Raw genomic sequence first — 21234 nt, 5'->3', positions numbered from 1 at the left:
TACTGAGAAGTTAATGCCTGAAGGAGTTATCGTGATGACAACCATTGCTATCGCCGCACCCGGCGCTATGGGCGCGGCCATCGGGGCTGTGCTTGCCCAGCACGGGGCGCGGGTGATTACCCCGCTAAGCCAACGCTCCGCCCAATCTCAACAGCGTGCACAACAGGCAAATATTGTCGACTGCAGCGCAGAGGCACTGTGTGAGGCCGATATTATCCTGTCGATCCTGCCGCCCGAATCGGCACTCAGTTGGGCGCAGCAGATGGCCCCGCTTCTGCAAGCTGCCGTACATAAGCCGCTGTATGTAGATTGCAACGCCATCAGTCCGGAGACGCTAAAGCAGGTGGCTCAGGTGATCGAAAGCACCGGCACACCCTTTGCTGATGCAGCGATTATTGGCTTGCCGCCGGGCGAGCAAAATCCCACCGGACCACGCTTCTGGTTTGCAGGGCCCCATGCCGGGAAACTGGCGCAGTTAAGTGATTATGGATTGCGGATACGGGTGATGAACGCTGAAAACGGCGCCGCCTCAGCATTGAAGATGGCGTACGCCGGTATCAACAAAGGCATCACTCTGATGACCTCAGCAATGCTGATTAATGCCAGCCGCGTGGGTGCTGCGGATGCGTTACGTGAAGAGATGCAGGAGAGCCAGCAGGCGTTACTGAAACGAATGGAAAAAGCCGCCCCGGATATGCTGCCAAAAGCCTGGCGCTGGGCGGCGGAGATGGATGAGATTGCCACGCTCAATCACGGCGAACTCGCCACCGATCAGCTTTATCGGGCTTTAGGGGAAATTTGCCGCCAGCTGGCTGACGATCGTCAACACGATCAACAGTTCAGCACTTTGCTGGCGGACTTCTTTCAACCGGATGCAGATAAAGCAGGCTGAGCACTCACCGGCAGCCGCAGCTGGCGCTGCAACCAGGCAATCGCGGCCGCTTCATCCGGATCGGAGGCATCAAGTTGCAGCACCGGTCCGAGCGCCATCGGCTGCGCCGTTTCCGCCAGCTTTCGCAGTTCCGGCAGATATTCGGCACCTGGATGGCCCGGCATGCGATCGGTCAGTCGTGACTGATAGCGCGCGACCGCTTCGTCCGGTGTGATGGAAAGCCACAGCTCCAGTACCCGGGTAATACCCGCCTGCTGCAATCCTTGCTGCAGCACTTCTTTGGGCTGGAAACCAAACCAGGCGTCAATCAGGTAAACGCAGCAGTTGGGAGCCTGTCCGACCACCTTCCAGATCGCCTGATAGGCCGCGCACCCCAACTGCCGGTTACGCAGTCGGTCCACCGGCGCGAAACTGGCCATAAACGGTTCTTTCAGGCTGTCCAGCGTCAGCACTGGAAAACCAAACTGCTCCGCCATGGCGCGTGTCAGGGTGCTTTTCCCCGAGGCTGGAATACCGTTGACCAGCACCACCACCTTTTCTGCAGTGTGAGAAGTCATAGGATTTCTATCACCTCCGCCACACTGCTGGCCTGGCGTAACCGCACCAGCGTCTCTTCATCTTCCAATAATGAGACAATTGCGCGAATGCCCTCTTCGATGTGCGCATTGCTGTCGCGCGCGCCGAACATGATCACGATATCGGCTTTGTCACTCCCTTCAAAAGAGATCGGCTCATCCAGCACAATCATGCTGAAGCAATCTTTCAGCACGCCCGTTTCCGGACGCGCATGCGGAATAGCTATCCCTTCCTCAAACACATAATAAGCGCCGTGCGTCAGGGTATTGGCTATCACCGCCTCCGGATACGAATCCTTCACATATCCACCGCTTACCAACGGTTGTGCGGCCAGCGCGATCACTTCGCGCCAGTCCGTGGCGCTGATCCCCACCTGAATCGCATTCGCTTCTTGCAGCAGTCGCTTAATACTCATACTGCCTCCTTAAATTGATTTGCGGATGGTATTACGCAGTTCATCAATTTTAACGAACAGCGGATCAATTTCCTGACGAAAACGGCGGCTTTTCGCAAAGATATTTAATGCACGATTATATTCCAGCATTAATTGTTTCTGCGTATCAACTGCCTGCGGATTAACAGCGAGCTGTTGTTCCAGCTCGCTAATTTTTCCACTGATGGTTTCTGCCTGAAGATCTATTTCTTGTGAATCCTGGCTCTTATTTTCTGAGCCCTTTTTCAAGAATCCAAACATAGCGTCTCCTGCCCCGAATGGCGCCAGGGCACCTCAGGTTTATTACGTCATGAGTGAGTCGTACTTAACGGAACAGTGAAATCTTTTCTACCAGCACATTGGTAACGGCATCATTTGCGGGCACCAGGAAGTTGCGTACGCTGTCATTCACTTTACCTTTTTCAAACGTCTGCTTGCAGTTTGCCACCCACTGCACATTCATTTCCGTGCCGACGTTCACTTTTTCGATACCGCTGCGCACGGCCAGGCGCATGTCTTCATCACTCACGCCCGTACCGCCGTGCAACACCAACGGGGTTTTAGTCGCTTCAGTAATATCGGCCAGACGCTGATGCTGAATATGCGCTTTACCGGTATACAGTCCATGTACAGTACCGATGGAGATGGCCAGCATATCAACGCCTGTTTCATCCACGAAACGCTTAGCATCATCTACGGTGGTAAAGGACGCATCGTTCATTTCGACTTCTTTACCGTCTTCTGAACCACCGATAGCACCCAGTTCGGCTTCAACCGATACCTGCAATGGACGCGCCATATCAATCACGCGACGCGTATTGGCAATATTCTCTTCAATCGATAAATGCGAGCCGTCGTACATAATGGAGCTGAATCCGGCGTCCAGTGCCGTTTGAATCGCATCGAGATCTGAACAGTGATCCAAATGCAGGCACGTCGGTACATTACGGCTTTCAGATAATGAGCGAATCGCATCCACTAATAATTTGTGTCCGAGATATTTCGCCGTACCGGTTGAGATCTGAATCATTAATGGACTGTTGGTTTTCTCTGCTGCTTTAAAAAAGGCCGGTAACATTTCCAGGCAGTGCAAATTAAAGGAACCTAGCGCTTTAAATTCACGTTGTTTAGCCACCTGTAACAGATCGGTAAAGTTATAAAGTTTCATGAAGCTTTTCCTCGTGGGATTTAGGGGATTTTCCGTTAACAAACCAGGCGATCAGAGTGATAAAGACAATAAAGAGTGCGACGAACAACCAGTTGCCCTGGAACGCATGACCCAATACCAGTCCGGTACTGATGACGTCAGAGTCACTGAAGGTCACTCCGGTGAAGCCGTAGCTTTCGAGCATCGGTACCAGAATGGCCGGCAGGAAGGTGATAAACAGACCGTGTACAAAGCCGCCAATCATCGCTCCGCGACGTCCACCCAGCGCGTTACCAAACACGCCAGCGGTGCCACCGGCAAAGAAGTTAGTGAGCAGGCCAGGCAGAATCATCGCCAGACCGAACATCGGGAACACCAGCATACCGACCACGGAACCCAGCGTTGTCGCCAGGAAGCCGACGATCACGGCATTTGGTGCGTAAGGGAACATCACCGGGCAATCGAGTGCCGGTTTGGCATCCGGCACCAGGCGCATAGCGATACCACGGAAGGCTGGCACCAGTTCGTTCAGCAGTAAACGCACACCGCTGTACAATACGAATACACCCGCAACAAACTGAATCGACTGCATGAAGGCATACATCAGGTAGTTCATGCCATTGCTGTACTGACCGATAAATTCTGGGCCTGCTGCCACTGCCGGGATCAGGTACATCGGTACCATCACCACTGCCATCGACAGATAGGTGTCCTGCAGGAACTTGAAGTTGTCTGGCAGCTTGAGATCTTCCGTTGAGCGCGAGCCTTTACCGACCACCTTCGCCACTGCCGCTGTCAGCAGGTAGCCAATGGTGCAGAAGTGCCCCAGTGCAACATCATCGGAATCCGTGATTCGGCGCACCACCGGCTGAGCCAGCGCTGGCATCACGACCGCCATAATGCCGCCGAAGATGCCGCCCGTCAGGATCAGCGGTAAACCTGTCAGCCCGGCTTTGTAGCCAATCACCGCGCCGATGGTTGCCATCCACAGCAGCGCCTGGCCGGTGAGGAAGATGTATTTGAACGGCGTCAGACGCGCGATGATGATGTTGACGATAAAGATCACCAACAATGTCAGCGCCACTTCTGATCCCAATTCGCGGCTGGCTAATCCGGCAATGGCGGCCACATCGGTGATATAGCCCTTCATGCCAAAACCGTGGGTGAAGATGGTATTCAGGAAGGTCAGCGTACCGACAATAATGTTGATACCCGCCATCATAATTAAGAAACCCAGCAGCGTTTTAAAGGTGCCTTCCACCACCTTACCTGCGGATTTTTTCTGCAGTAGCAGACCAATCAGGGCAATAAAGGCGATCAGAATCGATGCCTGCCCTAATAAGTCTTTTACCAGGAAGTTGATCACACTATTCATGGTTAGCAACCTTCAGATTACGTTCTTTCATAAACGCCACGATTTTTTCTTCAATTTCTGCCTTGTCGGTCAGCTTATTGAGAATAATCACCCGTTTGATTTGCTCGGGGCTGGCATCGGCATTCAGGACATCCGCAAAGGCTTTTTGGGTTAGAATCATGTCGGATTTAAAAGCATTGGCTTCTGAAATCGTGGTGTGATCAATATCCGCTTCAATTTCGAGTTTCTTTAATACGGATTTGGCACTCATTTCGATAGCGAAACTGGAGCCCAGACCACATCCACAGACACATAATATTTTCAGCATGGCGTTTTCCTCACAGAATATGCAGTTGTTTAGCGAGTTTGTAATGATGCCCTTCGGTATCAACCAGGCGTTTTTTCATGCTTATAAGATCAATCGGTATCGGTCGATTACTGCCATTAATAATCACCGCTTTGTTGCGCATCCCCGACTGAATACAGCGCGCAACTTCACTGGCCATAATGGTGCCTTGATAAATCTCTTCACAGGTCGGGTCACCACTACGCAAGCCGTAACCAATAATAGTTTTACGAATTCGTACCCCTATTAGCGGCTCAATCTGTTTAATTAAGGTATCAATCGCGCCCTGAAAGCCCGGCGAGTATTCGCGGGTGTAGCCTTCAGAGCAGAGGATTACCACACTGTTTTGTGCAGCAAGTCGTTGCGTGATGCGCTCTGCCAACTCTTGTGTTGGGATTTGGCACTCCGGAATCAGCGCAAAATCAGCATTGGATTTGATCGCTGACTGCAGCGTCAATTCACCACAATAACCGCCGAGCAACTCCACCATGAATACGCGACCTGTTAATGCACGGCCGGTATTTCTTAACTTCGAAACTTCTTTTAAGACTTGCTCACAAGCGGTAGAGAAACCAATGGTGTAGTCACTGCCAAAAACATCATTATCAATGGTCATACCTACACCAAAGCAATTCACGCCGAATTTACTTAATGTATGTAAAAACTGTAATGAGCCATCCCCCCCGGCCATAATTAATACATCAATGCGCAGCGATTTGAGTTGTTTGGCGATCATCTCATACTCAGGGCGAATTAATTTTCGCGTGGTTCGTCCTGATTGCATCACGGGAATGGAAGTGATGGCATAGTCCACCAGATCGCGCTGTGACATTTCCTGATGGCGATTTTCTAATAAACCGGGAATGCCGCCATTAAATAACACCATATCCGCCTGCGTCATACGTGATATCTGAAACACAAAGTTATTTATTCCGGTAACATCGCCACCGCTTATCACTATGCCAATTCTCATTGTCATCACTCCGTATGCTGCGCGTCTGACATTCATTCTTTCGGTGAACGACTTTTCTATTTGCAACAGAGATCACATTTTTGCCATGTATTTCATTCCATCTGACGTTGACAAGGATTAATAGTCACTGTTTTTTGTGATGATTATCACATTGCAATTTTCACCCATCATTTAACAAAACCAATAAAATCATCCGGTTATATTTATTTCATGGTGTGAAACGCATTTAGCCTGCCATCACGTTTTTGCCTGAGTTTCTTTCGATCTGAATTGTGATTGCCCGCGCATTTTTATCGGTACGCCGACTTTTCCCCACGAAAGATAAAGGGATAATGATTCAGTGCGTTATTTGTTGATCAGTGCCGATGAATGATTGACGTCACGTTTATCTGGCTGTCCAATATCGCAGCAAATAAATGACGAAGAAGAGAAAACATGACCAACTCGCAGGAGATGTTGCGTCAGCTCGCTGGCATAGTGGGCGACAAACAGGTATTGATCCATGCTGATGATAAAGCCTGGTACAACAAAGGATTTCGTGTCGGTCGCGGTGAGGCACTGGCAGTGATATTGCCGCAAAACTTGCTACAACTTTGGCAAAGTCTACAGATATGCGTGGCACAGGACGCCATTATCCTGATGCAAGCCTCGAATACCGGTGTGACCGGCGGCTCAACGCCGGATGGCAATGATTATGACCGCGAAGTGGTGATCATCAGTACCCGACAGCTCAAGGGCGTGCAGGTGATCGATCAGGCGCGTCAGATCATCGCCTTCCCCGGCACCACCCTGACCGAACTAGAGCACACGCTGCAACCGCTGGGACGCGAACCGCACTCGGTGATTGGTTCCAGCTGCATTGGCGCTTCTGTCGTGGGCGGTATCTGCAACAACTCGGGCGGTTCGCTGATTCGCCGGGGCCCCGCCTTTACTGAAAAATCACTGTTTGCCCGTATTCATGATGATGGGCGCTTAGAAATGGTCAATCATCTGGGTATCGATTTGGGTGAAACGCCGGAAGCAATGCTGAAGAGTCTGACTGAGCAACAGTATCAGACCGGCGACCAGGCAGACTGGGACGGCAAAATCTGGGCCGATGATTACGCCGATCGCCTACGCGATGTCAACGCCGACTCCCCTGCGCGTTTTAATGGTGACCTGCGCTATCTGCACGACAGTTCTGGCAGCGCGGGTAAAGTGGTGGTGTTTGCGGTGCGCTTGCCCACCTTTGAGGCCAGCGCGGGTAGCGATACCTTCTACATTGGCACAAACGATGAACGCGAGTTGGTGGCACTGCGTCGTTTTCTCCTCACCGAGATGAGCGAACTGCCGCTGCAGGCAGAATACATTCATCGCAACGCCTTCGACTTAACCGTGCGGTACGCCAAGCATATGTATCTGGCGATCCGTAAACTCGGCCCGCAGGCTATTCCTAAAATGATGAGCAATAAAGCGAAGTGGGACGTGCGTGTCAGCCATCTGCCCTTCCTGCCGCGTAATTTTATTGATCGGGTGCTGCAATGCTTTAACCAGCTCACGCCGAGCTTTATTGCCCCGCGCATCATGGCTTATCGCGATGAATATCAACATCATCTGATGATTAAAGTCGATGCCCAGCAGACCCCTGAATTGCAGACGTTATTGCAGCAGTTCTTTGCCGGGCACAGCGGCGGCTTTTTCCATTGTGATGCCCGGGAAGGCGCAGATGCCTTCCTGGTGCGCTTTGGCGTGGGCGGTTGCACCATCTCTTATTGTGATGCGCTGAGTTATAACCCGAATGAAAGGCTGGTGGCCTTCGACGTGGCGCTACGCCGTAATGATGAGGACTGGCGTTTAATCTTACCCGATCACTTAGCAGCACAGGTGCAGGTTGATTCCTGCTGCGGGCACTTTTTCTGTTATGTGAATCATCAGGATTATGTGTTGAAAGAAGGGGTCGATGCGAAGGCGTTTAAGGAGGCGGTGAAAGTCTATCTGGCTGAGCGTGGTGCAAAGTATCCGGCTGAGCATAATGTGGGGCATCTCTATCAGGCATCGTGCGAGCATGTGGATCACTGGAAGCAGTTGGATCCGACTAATAGCTGCAACCCTGGCGTGGGTAAAACCAGTAAGAAGAAGTATTGGGCGTAAAGGCATAACCTGGCACCATCCTATCTTCCCAGCCGTTACGCATCCTGATCCCTGTCCCGAAACAGGATGCGTAACCTTACTTTACTGACACGCCGTGTGAATTACTTCGCGTACGCTTCGGTAGACAAGGTCAGCGTCACATCATCGCTTACCGCTGGCACATATTTATCCAGTTTGAAATCCGAACGTTTGATCACGCCTGTAGCATCAAAACCAATCGCCTGCTTCTTCACCATCGGGTGCATGCCCTGTTGATTCAACGTCGCGTGCAGCGTGACCGGCTTAGTGATGCCTTTCAACGTCAGATTGCCTTCCACATCAAACTTATTGTCACCCTTCGCCACCACTTTGGTGCTGTGGAACACAGCTGAAGGATATTTAGCCGTATTGAAGTATTCCGTACCGAGGAACTCTTTGGTCAGCGCGGGCACATGCGTATCAATCTGTGAAACCGGCAGCGTAACGTCGACGCGCGACTGCTCTGGATGATCCTTATCAAACACCAGCGTACCTTTGCTGTTGGGGATGTCAGCTGTTGGATGGGAAAAACCGAAGTGCGTCCAGGTCACAATAACCGAGGTATGCGCGGGGTCGAGGTCATAATGCATCGCCGCAGCCTGAGAAACAGGTGCATACAAAGCAGCGGCTGCCAACATTGGCAGGATTAAACGGGTAACGTTTTTCACTCAGCGTTCCTTTTAGATCGGGAGAATCTATTGAGTGTCTCCAAATCGGAGGCTGAGGAATAGTGAAGAGATTTGCCCGTGACTTTCAAATATATTCAAAAATATCAGTGGGTAATGGTTTAGTGTGGTGAAGGTTTCATAACTTTTCGGTCGCAACAAGTATTCGCCAGCGGCGGCGTTCGCGCATTAAGCGAGTATGAAGTTGCTGAATAAGGGGCAACGTCAGGGATGCAATCGCATCACGCGTGAGGGTCGGCAATCCCTGCTGTTGTCGTAATCCCTGTAGTGCGGCTTCCGCGTTATCGCTGCTATCGCACTGTTCGCGCAGTGTGGCTTGCCAGGCCGCTAAGGTTTGCGCCGTGATAGCATCTAGCTCTGCCACGATTTCGCGTAAAACGCGTTTGCAGTGTCCAAGCAGCGTTTGCCATGGAATCTGTGGCGACTGCAGTGCCAGCATTAGCCCATCGACATCCGCCACGCGCTGGTAGCGTGCTGACACCACATAGCCAATTTGCTGATCGACCCGTAATCGCTGGAAAAAGCGCGGTTCCAGCAACAACGACAGCGCGCGCAATGCGGCTAATTGCCTGTCATCAGCTAGCGGCAGCGGAATAAACAGCAGCAGTGCCTGATCACCTCCGTTACATGGAACCGGCTTAATGCCCCGCTGCAAGCGCGGCGGCTGTGCACCGCTTACTAAATCAGGCGTGAAGTCGCTGAGCAGATGCGATACTCGCTGATGCAATGACGTGTGCTTACCGCACCATGCTACCAGCCATCGAGTGTCACTGGCCGGGGCAATCAATTGAGCGGGCAAGGCGGCAAGAAGCTGCCGAATCACAATCGTTTGGGCATGCGGCAGCGGTTTTGGCTGGGGCGTCAGGTTCAGTGCCTCAAGTGCATGATGCACAGCCAGCAAAGCGTGTGACTCACAGACAGGCAGATTCAGCACCAACTGCCAGACCCCCTGCTTCTGCTGCCAACTGCCACTTCCTCCAGCATGCCGCAACGCCGCCAGCACTGGACGCAGCCGGATTTGCCGTGCCTGCGCTTCGGCATCACTCATCGTGTAATAAAAAGCGGGTCGCAACAGCAAGGTTTCAACCTGTTGCCGGGGCGCAAAACGCGGCAGCGGCATTGCTATCGGTGATAACAGTGGCAATACGGCCGGTTGCGCAGTGGGATAGAAAAAGAATGCAGGCGTTGAAAATGTGCTCGGACTTTGCGGCAGCCCTTTTTTGCGCAAGAGCGTGAAACCTTGCGTCTGGACGAATTCTGGCGAATCCAGTTGCTGCTGTGTGAGCAAACGTGAGCAAGGCACCTGCGCCAATGCGGCTATAAAAGCACTGAACCCCTGCGGCACATAATCGGCAGGCGCAAAGCCCAGCGCCCGGCCACGCAACTGCTCCAGTGGCGATAAGCAGGCAAAATCGTGCCGCGCCAGCTGCGCATAATGTTGCTGTTGCTCCGAAGAGCAGAGTTTGATGGCGTCTAAATGCTGCCAGAAGCAGTGTTCAATGTGATGAGCCTGCTCCGCACTGATTTTAGGCCCGCTGAAGCGCAGTGCTAGCCAACCGTGCTGCGCATCCTGCCACAGCCATTGTCCCTGCAGCGTATCGCATAATTCAGCTTCTCTGAGCGCGCTCAGCAGGCTGCCTGGCGCCTCATCTTGCCAGAACACACTGAGCAAGGTGACATTGTCACGTAAAGTCCGTTCATCACCGGATAACATCAACGTCAGCCAGAAGCTTTCATCACCTGCCAGCTGCAACATCACGTCGCCTGGAGGCTGTGTGAGTGTGAGATTTGAAGGTAAGATTTTTGCCGAGCTGATCGAAGAAAAATGCAGCGCCAGTTCCGCCAGCTCATCTAACGATTGCGGTCCCTGCAACCACAACTCCATGGCATTCGCGTGATAAAAGCGCTGATGGAAGTCGCGCAACGCAACTTGCAATGAAGTGACATTGTCACCAAAAACCTGCTGATTGCCGACGCGAAAACGTTGAAATGCCCCGCCCAACCTATCCACCAGCGCCGTTTCACAAAGCGTGTCGGCATGCTGTTGCAGAAGTTGACATTCCGCATCAATCACCGCCACTTCCTGCTCAATAGCCTGCTGACTCAACAGTGGTGCGGCGATCATATCGCTCAACCGCTGCACACCCTCAGACAGGTTCGCCGCGGGAAGCTGGAAAAAAAAGGCGCTGTGGCTAAGTTGCGTGGTGGCGTTGACCTGCCCGCCGCGCTGTTGCACCCTCGGCATCAGGCGCTCAACGTCTTTAAAACGCTCGCTGCCGCAGAACAACAGGTGCTCCAGCAAGTGCGCCAGCCCCGGCCAGCGGTCGGGTTCATCCAGACTGCCAGCCTGCACGCGAATCAGGGCTGCAGCGTCGCGAGCATCGGCCTGATGATGCAGGTGGCAACGCAGGCCATTGGCTAACACCAGCTGGCGAGAGGTCATCAGGTGACTCGCTGCTTGAAGATCAGTTCGGAGTTGGAACGATTGCGGAACTGAAGCTGGGCGATTTTGATGTCGCTGCAGGTAGCTTCGCGGCGCGCTTCCAGGATCTTGCCGTGATGGGGTGACTTACTGCATACCGGATCGGTGTTATCCGCATTGCCGGTCAGCATGTAGGCCTGGCAACGGCAACCACCGAAGTCTTTCTCTTTCTCATCACAGGAGCGGCACGGCTCCGGCATCCAGTCATAGCCGCGATAACGGTTAAACCCAAACGAGTTGTACCAGATGTCTTCCAGACTGTGCTCAAGCACTGATGGGAACTCAACCGGTAACTGGCGTGCGCTGTGGCAAGGTAACGCCGTACCTTCCGGTGTCACACTGAGGAAAATTGAACCCCAACCGCCCATACAAGGCTTTGGCCGCTCTTCGTAATAATCCGGCGTGACGAACAGCAGATTCGTGAGGTTACCGGTTTTGCTCATACGCTCACGGTACTCCGCTACCACCGCTTCGGCATGCGCAATCTGTTCCCTCGTCGGTAATAAGCCCTGGCGGTTAAGATGCGCCCAGCCATAGAATTGGCAGGTCGCCAGTTCCACGTCGTCCGCTTCCAGCTCAATGCACAGGTCGATGATTTTATCGATCTGGTCGATATTATGGCGATGCAGCACGAAGTTCAGCACCATTGGATAGCCGTGTGCTTTTACCGCTTTCGCCATTTCCAGCTTCTGCTGGAAGGCTTTTTTCGAACCGGCCAGCGCGGCATTGAGGGTTTCATCACTTGCCTGGAAGCTAATCTGAATATGATCCAGACCCGCATCCGCGAAAGCGTCGAGTTTTTTCGCCGTCAGACCGATACCGGAAGTAATCAGGTTGGTGTAGAAACCGAGATCGCGCGCTGCCTTGATCAACTCGGGCAGATCTTTCCGCGTCAGCGGTTCGCCGCCCGAAAATCCCATCTGCACACTGCCCATGGCACGCGCCTGACGGAACACCTCGATCCACTGCTCAGTCGTCAGCTCTTTCTCCTGTTGCGAGAAGTCGAGCGGATTCGAGCAGTATGGGCACTGCAGCGGGCAGCGATAAGTCAGCTCAGCCAGCAGCCACAGCGGCGGCGTGGCGGTTTTATTCAGGTTCACGACACTGGATCCATTTCTGTTCTACGGCGGATTGCAGGAATTCCTTCACGTCATCATCCACGCCGCCCGCTTCCGGGAAACGGCTGTTGAGAATGGCGATGATGGCGGCCACATCCTGTTTGCCGGTGACCAGTTCAAGGATCGCCGTCGCGGTTTCATTCAGCTTCGCCATGCCTTCGGGATACAGCACCACATGGCTATCCTGCGCCGCTTCCCACTGCATGCGATAGCCACGACGGAAGGCCGGAATCAGATTATCTTTTATCATGTTACACCAGTCTTGTGCTGTGCCAGGACACCTGATCGGTGACCGTGTGATAAGGCGGGCGTTGCAAAGAATACGCCATGGTCATGGCATCCAGCAGCGTCCAGAGAATATCGAGTTTGAACTGCAGAATTTCCAGCATGCGGTTCTGCTGCTCAGCAGTGGTGAACACTTCCAGCGCCAGCGCCAACCCGTGCTCCACATCGCGGTTTGCCTGGCTCAGGCGGCTGCGGAAATAGAAGTAACCCTCTTCTTTGATCCACGGATAGTGCTGCGGCCAGCTGTCGAGGCGCGACTGGTGGATTTGCGGTGCAAACAACTCAGTTAATGAGCTACAGGCCGCTTCCTGCCAGTTGGCGCGACGGGCGAAGTTAACGTAGGCATCCACAGCAAAACGCACGCCCGGCAGCACCAATTTTTCGGACAGCAGGACTTCACGATCCAATCCCACCGCTTCACCGAGTTGCAGCCAGGCTTCAATACCGCCTTCCTGGCCGTTGCTGCCGTCATGATCGAGGATGCGCTGCACCCACTTACGGCGGGTTGCGGGATCCGGACAGTTCGCCATAATCGCCGCGTCTTTCAGGGGAATATTGGTCTGGTAATAGAAGCGGTTCGCGACCCAGCCCTGAATCTGTTCACGCGTCGCTTCACCATTATGCATCGCGATATGGTATGGATGATGAATGTGGTAAAACGCGCCTTTGGCACGCAGCGCCTGCTCAAACTCTTGAGGCGATAAGGCTTCGGTGATGATCACGATGCGCTCTCCTGCAGATGAATCGCCATCCCGTCCCAGCTCACTTCAATGCCCTGCTGCGTCAGATACTGACGCTGCGGCGACTGCTCGTTGAGGATCGGATTGGTGTTATTAATGTGAATCAGAATTTTGCGTGGTGCAGGCAGTGACGCCAGCAGCGCCATCAGGCCATGCTCTTCCGCGAGGGCCAGATGCCCCATCGCTTTGCCGGTGTTTTTACCGACGCCAGTGGCGAGCAACTCATCGTCTTGCCAGACGGTGCCGTCAATTAACAGGCAATCGGCTTTCTCCAGCCACGGCATGATCACCGCATCGGGCTCGCCCAGACCTGGCGCATACAGCAGCGTCTGCCCATTGGCGGTATTTTCAATAAACAACGCGACGTTATGACCCGGTAACGGGCGGTCGCGATACGGTGAGTATGGCGGCGCGTTGCTGAGAATCGGAATCGCGGTGAACTGCAGGTTACGACAGACATCGACGCGGAACGGTTCGAGTGGCGTAAGACCATGATGCTGCAGCCCGCCATTCCAGTGCTGCAACATGGTGAAAATCGGGAAACCGCTGGTGAGATCGGCATGCACCTCGGGCGTACACCACACCTGATGCGGGCAACCTTCGCGCAGACTGAGTAAACCGGTGGTGTGATCGATCTGACTGTCGGTAAGGATGATGCTGCCAATCGCCGTGCCGCGCAGCACCCCTTTTTTATTCAGTTCGGGTGTGTGGGCGATCTGCTGGCTGATATCTGGCGATGCGTTACACAGCACCCAATCTTCGCCGTTGTCACTGACAATGATCGAGGATTGCGTCCGCGCCTGAGCCTGAATCGTACCGTTGCGCAGGCCGCTGCAATTGGCGCAGTTACAGTTCCACTGCGGAAAGCCGCCGCCTGCCGCTGAACCGAGCACTTTAATAAACATGAGAGATAACCAGAATGAAAAATAAAATGCCCGCACGAACGGCGGGCAGAAAGTCTTAGCGGTTGGAGATGTACAGAGTCACTTCCAGGCCCAGACGCAGGTCAACAAATTCAGGTTTTTTCCACATAACTTTCTTCCTCAAAACAAATAACGCAGAGCAGGCTCTGCTGGAAATGCTTGCACCAGTAAACGAATTTTCTGGCAGCAAGGCACGACGCGGGCTGATGTTGCGCCAATGTAGCGGACAGATCAACCCTGATTCGGTAAGGGAATTGTGCTAATCCTGCCAAATCCGTTGCAGGACGCGCAGCCAGTTCCCCCAGGCAAACTGCTCAATCATAACTTGATCATAGCCGAGCGACGTCAGCAGCGCATAGAGATGCGGTAGCCCTGAAACATCTTTCAACGCATCGGGCACGCTAATGCCGTCGAAATCCGAACCAAATGCTACGTTTTCTGGCCCCATTATTTCAACTAAATGATCCAGATGTTTAACAATTTCGATCAATGGCGTATCACTATCACGCTTGCCATCCGGTCGTAAGAAAGCGTTACCAAAATTAATCCCTACCACTCCGCCGCTGTCGCGAATGGCACGCAGTTGCTGGTCGGTAAGATTGCGCGGCTGGGCGCAAAGCGCGTGCACGTTAGAGTGGCTAGCCACCAGCGGTGCCGTTGACAGCCGTCCTGTGTCCCAAAACGCTTTCTCATTCATATGCGACACGTCAATCATCATGCGATGGCGATTGGCAGCAAGGATTAACTGCTCACCGGCGGGGGTCAGGCCCGGTCCGGTGTCTGGCGAATGCGGGAAAGCACCGTTTACTCCCTCACCAAATCGGTTAGGTAAGTTCCAGAAAGGCCCGATGCTGCGCACGCCTGCCTGATAAAAGGCATGCAGATCTTCGCCATCGGCATCGAATCCATCCGCCCCTTCAATATGCGCGACCATCGCCAGCACGCCATCGTGGCGACAGCTGGCAATATCCGCCGCCGTCAGGCATAGACGGGCGCGCCCGCCGGACTGCGCTGCCAGCGTTTTGAGGATATCGAGTTGTTGCCAGAGAATATCGAGCGGCTGCCACTGCTCGTTTGCACGTTGCGGCGCGACCTCATTGATGTAACGCTGCGGCGGGACAAACAGTGCAAAGAGCCCACCGGCAAAACCACCCTGCTGCATACGAGGAAAATCCAGATGCCCTTTCTCAATGCCAGAAAAAAAGGCGCCAGCGGGATCGTCACGATGATGCAGCCACAGATTAAGCAGCAGGTCGTTATGACCATCGAAGGTTTTAAATAACATAGGGGATCACACAGCGAGACAACGTAGGCGCTATGCTACTCGCGCCCGGTTGATTCGCCAAACAAAGGGGCACAAAGCGTTAGTTTTGTGCAACCTTTAGGCCATGATAAAAGGTGGGTTTGACGTCGAGATGCTGCTTAATCAGGCCCTGTTTTTGATAAAAATCGGCGGTGTCCTGCTGTTGTGCGATGGTGGCGTCATCAATGGCTTGCCAATGCGACTGGCGGCGTGCAAAGGACTTCGCCGCGGCTTCTTTCGGGAAGCCGATGATTTTCGCCAGCGTGGTGGAGTACGCATCAACATGGCTGTTCGCCCAGCGATCCGCCGCCGCAAGGCGATTAACGTAATCCTGCAGCGCTGCACGTTTGGCCTCGTCATTGATTGCCGCATCGGTCGCCGCGAGGAAGCTGTTGCCGCTGGAGAGGCCAACGCCATTGATCAGCACACGTCCAGTATGCGTGACTTCCGCCAGCGCGGTATAAGGATCCCAGGTTGACCAGGCATCGACTGAACCGTTGGCTAATGCGATGCGTGCATCGGCGGGCGTCAGGAAGCGAAAGTTGACGTCTTTATCCGTTAAACCGGCCTTTTCCAGTGCTTTCAGCGCTTCAAAATGGCCAATGGATCCACGCCCGGTGGCAATATTTTTCCCTTTGAGATCGGCCACGGTTTTAAGTTTTGAATCCGGGCTAACCAATACCGCTAAGCCTTCAGGCACAGATTTACTTACCGCCACCGCTTTCACCTGCGAACCCGCCGCCAGCGAGAACAGCAGCGGCGCATCACCAATAATACCCGCATCGACGGCGCCCGCATTCAGTGCCTCCGCCAGCGGTGCCGCTGCCGGGAACTCCGCCCATTCGATTTTATAATTGAGATTATTGAGCTGCTGCGCCGCTTCCATCTCGGCATGCATATTGCCTTTCTGGTCGGCAATGCGCAGTGTGACGGTTTCCGCCGCAGCGGTTCCACTGGCAAGCATCACTAACAGGGCTAAAGCTTTTCTTTTCATTCTATTTTCTCTTATAGCGCAAAATCCCAGACTACCCTGTTGTGCTAAAAGCCCAGATGCCGATTTCGTCTGAGGAAAATCATCCTGCGCATAAGCAGTACAACGCTTTTGGCCGTCGATTCTCATCATCCCACATTTGTTGTGAACGGTTGGGATAGCGAGGGTTCACAGAATGTGGGCCCGGCTGCTGCGGCAACTTCGCAACGAAATGTCAGTTACGCAATGTAGCTTGTCAGTTATGCGTGAGCAGCGTGCGGCGATGTGGTCCAGACTGAGTACAGACCCATAAGGAGAACCTCATGCTGAACCACCCTGCTGAAAAATATCGCCCCTTCCCGGTGATCGATTTACCCGACCGTCAGTGGCCATCGCGCCAGCTCACCCAGGCACCGCGCTGGCTTTCTACCGATCTGCGCGACGGCAACCAGGCGCTGGCTACGCCCATGGACAGCGCCCGCAAGCTCGAGTTTTGGCAGCTATTGCTGCGCTGCGGCTTCAAAGAGATTGAAGTGGCGTTTCCTGCCGCCTCACAAACTGATTTCGACTTTGTACGCCTGCTGATTGAGCAGCATCATATTCCGCAAGGCGTTGCGATTCAGGTACTGACGCAAGCACGCAGCGATCTGATTGATCGCACCTTTGAAGCCCTGCGCGGCGCACCGCAGGCGATTATTCATATGTACAACGCCACGGCACAGTTGTTCCGCGAACGCGTATTCCGCCAGAGCAAAGCAGAGATCATTGAGCTGGCCTGCGCTGGGGCACGGCAAATCCGCGCCCAATGTGAAGCACAAAACGACACCGCCTGGACCTTCCAGTATTCACCTGAAACGTTCTGCTTTACCGAACCAGAATTCGCGCTGGAGATTTGTGAAGCAGTCGCAGCGATCTGGCAGCCGGGGCCTGAACGCCCGATGATTATTAACCTGCCCGCCACGGTGGAAGTGAATACTCCGAACGTCTATGCGGATCAGATCGAGTATTTCTGCCGTCACTTTAGCCAGCGTTCACAGGTGGCGATTTGCGTGCATCCGCACAACGATCGCGGCACCGGCGTGGCCTGTGCCGAGCTGGCGATACTGGCCGGAGCCGATCGCGTTGAAGGCTGCTTGTTCGGTAATGGTGAGCGCACCGGCAATGTCGATATCGTGACGCTGGCGCTCAATTTGTATACTCAGGGCGTGGCACCGGAACTCGATTTCAGCGATATCCAGCAGGTGCTGGAAGTGGTGACCCGTTGTAACCAATTGCCGGTGCATCCGCGCCATCCGTACGCTGGTGAGCTGGTATTTACCGCGTTTTCGGGTTCGCATCAGGATGCGATTCGTAAAGGCTTTGCCGAACGCAATGAGCGTCAGGAAGCCATCTGGCAAATGCCGTATCTGCCACTTGATCCGATCGATATCGGTTGCAGCTACGAAGCGGTGATTCGCGTCAACAGTCAGTCGGGTAAAGGCGGAGCGGCCTGGCTACTGGAGCAAAACCATGGACTGCAGTTACCGCGTGGGTTGCAGCAAGACTTCAGCCGCATTGTGCAGCAGCAAACCGATGCTCACGGCCAGGAAATGACGCATCACGCACTGTGGCAACTGTTCTGTCAGCATTACGGCTTAACACAGCCTGCACGGCGCTTACTGGACGCGGAAAGCCATAGCGATGAGAAAGGTGAAACGCGATTTAAAGCGCGCCTGCAGGATGGCGGACAAACGCTGACGCTGGAAGGCAAAGGCAACGGACTGCTGTCGGCGGCGGTCGCGGCACTGCGTCAGCGCTATGATCTGGCAATCAGCATTGAGGATTACCACGAGCATACGCTGGGTAAACGCAGTGACAGCCGCTCCGTCACTTACATCAGCTGTCTCAATGCGCGCGGCGAACGCGCCTGGGGTGTCGGCATCGATAATGATGTAGCACGCGCCTCGTTACAGGCTTTGCTCAACGCAGCCCACGCTTTTCTGCCGCAGGAAAGTAGTTCGCCGGTGTAACGCCGAGCACGCGGCGGAACATCGCACTGAAGGCGCTCGGGCTGTCATAACCGAGTTCGAGCGCCACCGTTAACACCGTTTCGCCCTGCGCCAGCCGCGCCAGCGCCACGCTGAGGCGTGCGCGGCGCACCCAATCGCTGAACTGCAAGCCCGTTTCGCGGTTAAAATGTCGCGCAAGCGTGCGTTCAGCGACACAGAGTTCGCTGGCCGCTCTCGCGAGTGTCCAGATCTCGCCCGGTTGCTGATGGATTTGCTGGCACAGTGCACGCATCCTCTCACTTTCCGGCCACGGCAGGCCGAAGGGCAGCACATCCATTACGCGAATTTCATCGAGAATCAATTCATAAATGCGTTCTGCACGGCTGCCAGAAGCGTATTGATCCGGCAATGCCAGAGCACTGACGATCAGCTCACGCAGCAGCGGGGAAATCTGCACCACCTGACAGCTGGCAGGCAAATCCGCCCGCGCCAGCGGATCAACAAACAGCGTGCGGGCCGCCACCGACCCCACAATATGCAGCGCATGCTCCGTGCCTGCGGGTAACCACACGCCACGACTTGGCGGCACAATCCAGCTGCCCTGCCGGGTTTCGACTTTCACTACGCCGCTCAAGGTATGGATCAGCTGCGCACAATCGTGGTGATGCCATGACTCAGCATCACCGTGCACATAATCGTGCGCATAAGGCACAAGCGGACGAAAGCTGAAATCGAAGTTGAGCCGCTGACTCATTTAGCGTTTCAGGTACTGGTAGACCGCCGCCAGGTCCTGCTCGCCGTAACCGGCATCGACCGCTTGCTGCCAGACGTCAACGATGTTCTCCAGCGCGGGCAGCTTGCTATCACCTGCGGCATCCAGCGCCAGTCTGGCATCTTTCAATGCCCACACCAGATGCATCTGCGGGGTGTAATCACCACTGGCGATCATACCCAGTTTCATTTTGGCGTACGGGGCTGCCAGCGGGCCGCCATCCAGCACTTTCCACAGATCGTCGGTGCTGAAACCAAACTGCTCCGCCAGGCGTGTACTCTCCGCCAGACTTTGCATCAGGCCAATCAGCCAGCTGTTGACCACCAGTTTCATACGCGAGCTGGCACCCGCCTCACCCAGCCACTGTGTGCCTTTTCCAATTGCAGCAAACACCTGCTCAGCGGCCTGCGCTTTGCTTTGATCGCCGCTGGCCATCACCAGAATCTGCGCATTTTCGGCAGGCGCTTTGGTACCGGAAACCGGCGCATCGATAAAGAGCACATCCGGACGTGCGTGTTGCAGGTCGGCAATCAGCGCATCAGTCGCTTCCACGCCAATAGTCCCCATCTGGCAGACGGTCGCGCCCTGCTTCAATGCACTGCTTGCTTCGGTCAGGGTCTGACGCGTGGTGTCGCCGTCAGAGAGCATGGCGATCACCACGTCTGCGCCTTCAACGGCCTGCGCTGCGCTGTCAGCCAGTTGCAAACCGGCATCCAGCAGATCTTCACCCTTCGCACGTGTGCGGTTCCAGCCACGCACCACGAATCCTTTTTTCAGTAAGTTGGCGGCAAATGCATGCCCCATTGCGCCTAAACCTAATACCGCGACAACCGGTTGCTGACTCATTTTCACTCCCTTTTGTGCTTGCAGACAAAACCGCCAGACTGACAGAAAATCGTGCTGACAGCCAGGCGAGAGGTGCGGGGAAAAACATGTTTCACGTCTGCAGGACGCTCACAAACGCCATTCGATTATTTTTAGGCGTTCACTTATAATCAATTGGAAATATTCACACTATAAATCATTACTTATGGCATCAGATATTCAAACCACAAAAGTGACACGCGAGCGTGGCAGGCCAAGAGTCTTTGTCATGGATGAAGTCCTGGATAAGGCAATGATTGTCTTCCGGAAAAAAGGATACCACGCATCATCCATCGCTGACCTTGGCGAAGCCATGGGCCTGACAGCGGGAAGCATATACAAGGCTTTTATCGATAAACGCACGCTGTTTTTGCGCGTTTTTGAACGCTACATTGCCATACGCAATGCGGACTTGCGTCAACGCCTGCAGCATTTTCCGAATGGCAGAGCGCGCATTGAAGAGTTGCTCCAGTTCTATCTGGATTCCGCTGTTGAGATTGAAGGCCGCAGAGGATGCCTGGTGGTCGGAAGCACCGTTGAACTTCAGACGCTCGATGAAGAGTTGTCCGAGCTTGTTCGGCAAGCCGTGATGCGCAACCAAAATTTTCTGATTTCGCTTGTCGCGGATGGCCAAAAAGATGGCTCTATTTCATCTCATGTTGATGCTGAAACAGCAGCAGGGCTACTATTGTGCGTGGCATTTGGCATGCGCGTGGTGGGTAAGGTACAAGATGTGACTAACGGAAAAAAAACCATTAGTATGGTCATGAAGGTTTTGGATTAATTCATTTGCCCTATTAGGAAATATGCATTTCCTAATTAAACCGGGTTATTCACCCTGATGGATTGTTGTCGAACAGGCTTAAGCGAGCCGTAAATGGCAAGACATGCGCAGCCCGATGTTTTTAACTTTTGCGATTAGCCTTAGGGAAATTAATATGTGCACCAATGATGCAGCAGATTCAAAAAAGCCTTTAACCGGGGATGAAGCAGAAAATCGCTCAGAAATTTCTGAAGAGGAAGCGCTGGGAAAACTCGTGGCCGAAATTTTAAGTTCAGGTAAAACGTTGAGCAGAAAAACGCTTTGCTTTGAGTTATTGAAACAACTTGACGTCTGCGAAGAGGCATCTGCAAAACAACACTATGCAAATATATTCAAGAAATTACTCTCCTGTTAAGGACAGCACGAATAAGCCAACCGTTGGATGACTGCTTTTCAGTTGCCCAGAAAATA

The 21234-nt window shown here is 53.7% G+C and carries 23 protein-coding genes; 5 read left to right on the top strand and 18 right to left on the bottom strand.

What is annotated here, in order from left to right; translation table 11 throughout:
* Positions 1-34 precede the first annotated feature (34 nt).
* A complete protein-coding gene (locus tag AC6I8L_RS09065; protein WP_058959975.1) occupies positions 35-892 on the top strand; it encodes an NAD(P)-dependent oxidoreductase in 858 nt (285 codons plus the stop codon).
* Here AC6I8L_RS09065 and AC6I8L_RS09060 read toward each other — a convergent pair.
* The 7 genes from AC6I8L_RS09060 to AC6I8L_RS09030 form a co-directional block, all read right to left on the bottom strand.
* Positions 865-1449 carry a P-loop nucleotide/nucleoside kinase family protein gene (locus AC6I8L_RS09060; protein WP_058959976.1) on the bottom strand — a complete coding sequence of 195 codons (585 nt, stop codon included), beginning with the start codon at positions 1447-1449 and terminating at the stop codon, positions 865-867. The two genes, AC6I8L_RS09065 and AC6I8L_RS09060, sit on opposite strands and share 28 nt — an antisense overlap.
* Entirely contained in the window at positions 1446-1883 is a 438-nt protein-coding gene (locus AC6I8L_RS09055) for a PTS sugar transporter subunit IIA (RefSeq protein ID WP_038647128.1), read from the bottom strand. Before AC6I8L_RS09055 ends, AC6I8L_RS09060 begins: the two co-directional genes overlap by 4 nt.
* A 9-nt stretch (positions 1884-1892) precedes the next feature.
* Positions 1893-2162 (bottom strand): hypothetical protein, encoded by a 270-nt coding sequence (locus AC6I8L_RS09050; RefSeq protein ID WP_034827286.1) that lies wholly within the window; start codon positions 2160-2162, stop codon positions 1893-1895.
* 64 nt (positions 2163-2226) lie between these two features.
* Positions 2227-3069, bottom strand: coding sequence for a class II fructose-bisphosphate aldolase (locus AC6I8L_RS09045; RefSeq protein WP_045814340.1), 843 nt, complete (start codon positions 3067-3069; stop codon positions 2227-2229).
* The gene (locus AC6I8L_RS09040) at positions 3056-4423 is read right to left on the bottom strand and encodes a PTS sugar transporter subunit IIC (RefSeq protein ID WP_034827290.1); all 1368 of its coding nucleotides are present in this window, start codon (positions 4421-4423) and stop codon (positions 3056-3058) included. Before AC6I8L_RS09040 ends, AC6I8L_RS09045 begins: the two co-directional genes overlap by 14 nt.
* The gene (locus AC6I8L_RS09035; RefSeq protein ID WP_034827292.1) at positions 4416-4730 is read right to left on the bottom strand and encodes a PTS sugar transporter subunit IIB; all 315 of its coding nucleotides are present in this window, start codon (positions 4728-4730) and stop codon (positions 4416-4418) included. The genes AC6I8L_RS09040 and AC6I8L_RS09035 overlap by 8 nt, the downstream gene beginning before the upstream one ends.
* Positions 4731-4740: 10 nt before the next feature.
* Positions 4741-5721 carry a 6-phosphofructokinase gene (locus AC6I8L_RS09030; protein WP_058959977.1) on the bottom strand — a complete coding sequence of 327 codons (981 nt, stop codon included), beginning with the start codon at positions 5719-5721 and terminating at the stop codon, positions 4741-4743.
* A 435-nt stretch (positions 5722-6156) separates the two neighbouring features.
* On the opposite strand from AC6I8L_RS09030, the gene dld reads away from it, so the two are divergent.
* Positions 6157-7851, top strand: coding sequence for a D-lactate dehydrogenase (gene dld / locus AC6I8L_RS09025; protein WP_058959978.1), 1695 nt, complete (start codon positions 6157-6159; stop codon positions 7849-7851).
* Positions 7852-7952: 101 nt separating this feature from the next.
* Here dld and AC6I8L_RS09020 read toward each other — a convergent pair whose 3' ends face one another.
* From AC6I8L_RS09020 to AC6I8L_RS08980, 9 genes are all read right to left on the bottom strand, one after another.
* The gene (locus tag AC6I8L_RS09020; RefSeq protein ID WP_202403396.1) at positions 7953-8507 is read right to left on the bottom strand and encodes a YceI family protein; all 555 of its coding nucleotides are present in this window, start codon (positions 8505-8507) and stop codon (positions 7953-7955) included.
* Between the two features lie 166 nt (positions 8508-8673).
* Positions 8674-10998, bottom strand: coding sequence for a pyrroloquinoline quinone biosynthesis protein PqqF (gene pqqF / locus AC6I8L_RS09015; RefSeq protein ID WP_058959980.1), 2325 nt, complete (start codon positions 10996-10998; stop codon positions 8674-8676).
* Positions 10998-12137, bottom strand: coding sequence for a pyrroloquinoline quinone biosynthesis protein PqqE (gene pqqE, locus AC6I8L_RS09010; protein ID WP_058959981.1), 1140 nt, complete (start codon positions 12135-12137; stop codon positions 10998-11000). The genes pqqF and pqqE overlap by 1 nt, the downstream gene beginning before the upstream one ends.
* On the bottom strand, positions 12124-12405 hold the full coding sequence (pqqD, locus tag AC6I8L_RS09005; RefSeq protein WP_064511334.1) for a pyrroloquinoline quinone biosynthesis peptide chaperone PqqD: 282 nt from the start codon (positions 12403-12405) through the stop codon (positions 12124-12126). The genes pqqE and pqqD overlap by 14 nt, the downstream gene beginning before the upstream one ends.
* Position 12406: 1 nt before the next feature.
* Positions 12407-13162 (bottom strand): pyrroloquinoline-quinone synthase PqqC, encoded by a 756-nt coding sequence (gene pqqC / locus AC6I8L_RS09000; protein WP_038647148.1) that lies wholly within the window; start codon positions 13160-13162, stop codon positions 12407-12409.
* Positions 13159-14085, bottom strand: a complete 927-nt coding sequence (gene pqqB / locus AC6I8L_RS08995; protein ID WP_058959982.1) for a pyrroloquinoline quinone biosynthesis protein PqqB — start codon at positions 14083-14085, stop codon at positions 13159-13161. Before pqqB ends, pqqC begins: the two co-directional genes overlap by 4 nt.
* Before the next feature lie 55 nt (positions 14086-14140).
* Positions 14141-14212: a pyrroloquinoline quinone precursor peptide PqqA gene (gene pqqA / locus AC6I8L_RS08990; RefSeq protein ID WP_010617686.1), complete on the bottom strand. Its 72-nt coding sequence runs from the start codon at positions 14210-14212 to the stop codon at positions 14141-14143.
* Positions 14213-14362: 150 nt separating this feature from the next.
* A complete protein-coding gene (locus tag AC6I8L_RS08985) occupies positions 14363-15388 on the bottom strand; it encodes a dipeptidase (RefSeq protein ID WP_058959983.1) in 1026 nt (341 codons plus the stop codon).
* A 79-nt stretch (positions 15389-15467) separates the two neighbouring features.
* Complete coding sequence (locus tag AC6I8L_RS08980; protein ID WP_445515028.1) at positions 15468-16415, bottom strand: ABC transporter substrate-binding protein; 948 nt, start codon at positions 16413-16415, stop codon at positions 15468-15470.
* A gap of 284 nt (positions 16416-16699) precedes the next feature.
* On the opposite strand from AC6I8L_RS08980, the gene leuA reads away from it, so the two are divergent.
* A complete protein-coding gene (leuA, locus tag AC6I8L_RS08975) occupies positions 16700-18385 on the top strand; it encodes a 2-isopropylmalate synthase (protein ID WP_058959985.1) in 1686 nt (561 codons plus the stop codon).
* Here the strand turns inward: leuA and AC6I8L_RS08970 are convergent.
* Together AC6I8L_RS08970 and AC6I8L_RS08965 are read right to left on the bottom strand one after the other, a co-directional pair.
* Entirely contained in the window at positions 18336-19118 is a 783-nt protein-coding gene (locus tag AC6I8L_RS08970) for an AraC family transcriptional regulator (protein ID WP_058959986.1), read from the bottom strand. The two genes, leuA and AC6I8L_RS08970, sit on opposite strands and share 50 nt — an antisense overlap.
* On the bottom strand, positions 19119-19982 hold the full coding sequence (locus AC6I8L_RS08965) for an NAD(P)-dependent oxidoreductase (RefSeq protein ID WP_058959987.1): 864 nt from the start codon (positions 19980-19982) through the stop codon (positions 19119-19121).
* Between the two features lie 184 nt (positions 19983-20166).
* On the opposite strand from AC6I8L_RS08965, the gene AC6I8L_RS08960 reads away from it, so the two are divergent.
* Positions 20167-20784, top strand: coding sequence for a TetR/AcrR family transcriptional regulator (locus tag AC6I8L_RS08960; protein ID WP_320442520.1), 618 nt, complete (start codon positions 20167-20169; stop codon positions 20782-20784).
* A gap of 154 nt (positions 20785-20938) precedes the next feature.
* The gene (locus AC6I8L_RS08955) at positions 20939-21178 is read left to right on the top strand and encodes a biofilm development regulator YmgB/AriR family protein (RefSeq protein WP_058959989.1); all 240 of its coding nucleotides are present in this window, start codon (positions 20939-20941) and stop codon (positions 21176-21178) included.
* Positions 21179-21234 lie beyond the last annotated feature (56 nt).

The organism is Type-E symbiont of Plautia stali, assembly GCF_059731115.1.
Note: the sequence above shows the minus strand (reverse complement) of the source record. Positions and strands in the feature narration are given on the sequence as shown.

Coding starts and splice junctions, on each gene's coding strand:
- AC6I8L_RS09065 (WP_058959975.1), top strand. CDS start 35: ATGACAACCATTGCTATCGCCGCACCCGGCGCTATGGGCGCGGCCATC.
- AC6I8L_RS09060 (WP_058959976.1), bottom strand. CDS start 1,449: ATGACTTCTCACACTGCAGAAAAGGTGGTGGTGCTGGTCAACGGTATT.
- AC6I8L_RS09055 (WP_038647128.1), bottom strand. CDS start 1,883: ATGAGTATTAAGCGACTGCTGCAAGAAGCGAATGCGATTCAGGTGGGG.
- AC6I8L_RS09050 (WP_034827286.1), bottom strand. CDS start 2,162: ATGTTTGGATTCTTGAAAAAGGGCTCAGAAAATAAGAGCCAGGATTCA.
- AC6I8L_RS09045 (WP_045814340.1), bottom strand. CDS start 3,069: ATGAAACTTTATAACTTTACCGATCTGTTACAGGTGGCTAAACAACGT.
- AC6I8L_RS09040 (WP_034827290.1), bottom strand. CDS start 4,423: ATGAATAGTGTGATCAACTTCCTGGTAAAAGACTTATTAGGGCAGGCA.
- AC6I8L_RS09035 (WP_034827292.1), bottom strand. CDS start 4,730: ATGCTGAAAATATTATGTGTCTGTGGATGTGGTCTGGGCTCCAGTTTC.
- AC6I8L_RS09030 (WP_058959977.1), bottom strand. CDS start 5,721: ATGAGAATTGGCATAGTGATAAGCGGTGGCGATGTTACCGGAATAAAT.
- dld (WP_058959978.1), top strand. CDS start 6,157: ATGACCAACTCGCAGGAGATGTTGCGTCAGCTCGCTGGCATAGTGGGC.
- AC6I8L_RS09020 (WP_202403396.1), bottom strand. CDS start 8,507: ATGTTGGCAGCCGCTGCTTTGTATGCACCTGTTTCTCAGGCTGCGGCG.
- pqqF (WP_058959980.1), bottom strand. CDS start 10,998: ATGACCTCTCGCCAGCTGGTGTTAGCCAATGGCCTGCGTTGCCACCTG.
- pqqD (WP_064511334.1), bottom strand. CDS start 12,405: ATGATAAAAGATAATCTGATTCCGGCCTTCCGTCGTGGCTATCGCATG.
- pqqB (WP_058959982.1), bottom strand. CDS start 14,085: ATGTTTATTAAAGTGCTCGGTTCAGCGGCAGGCGGCGGCTTTCCGCAG.
- AC6I8L_RS08985 (WP_058959983.1), bottom strand. CDS start 15,388: ATGTTATTTAAAACCTTCGATGGTCATAACGACCTGCTGCTTAATCTG.
- leuA (WP_058959985.1), top strand. CDS start 16,700: ATGCTGAACCACCCTGCTGAAAAATATCGCCCCTTCCCGGTGATCGAT.
- AC6I8L_RS08970 (WP_058959986.1), bottom strand. CDS start 19,118: ATGAGTCAGCGGCTCAACTTCGATTTCAGCTTTCGTCCGCTTGTGCCT.
- AC6I8L_RS08965 (WP_058959987.1), bottom strand. CDS start 19,982: ATGAGTCAGCAACCGGTTGTCGCGGTATTAGGTTTAGGCGCAATGGGG.
- AC6I8L_RS08960 (WP_320442520.1), top strand. CDS start 20,167: ATGGCATCAGATATTCAAACCACAAAAGTGACACGCGAGCGTGGCAGG.
- AC6I8L_RS08955 (WP_058959989.1), top strand. CDS start 20,939: ATGTGCACCAATGATGCAGCAGATTCAAAAAAGCCTTTAACCGGGGAT.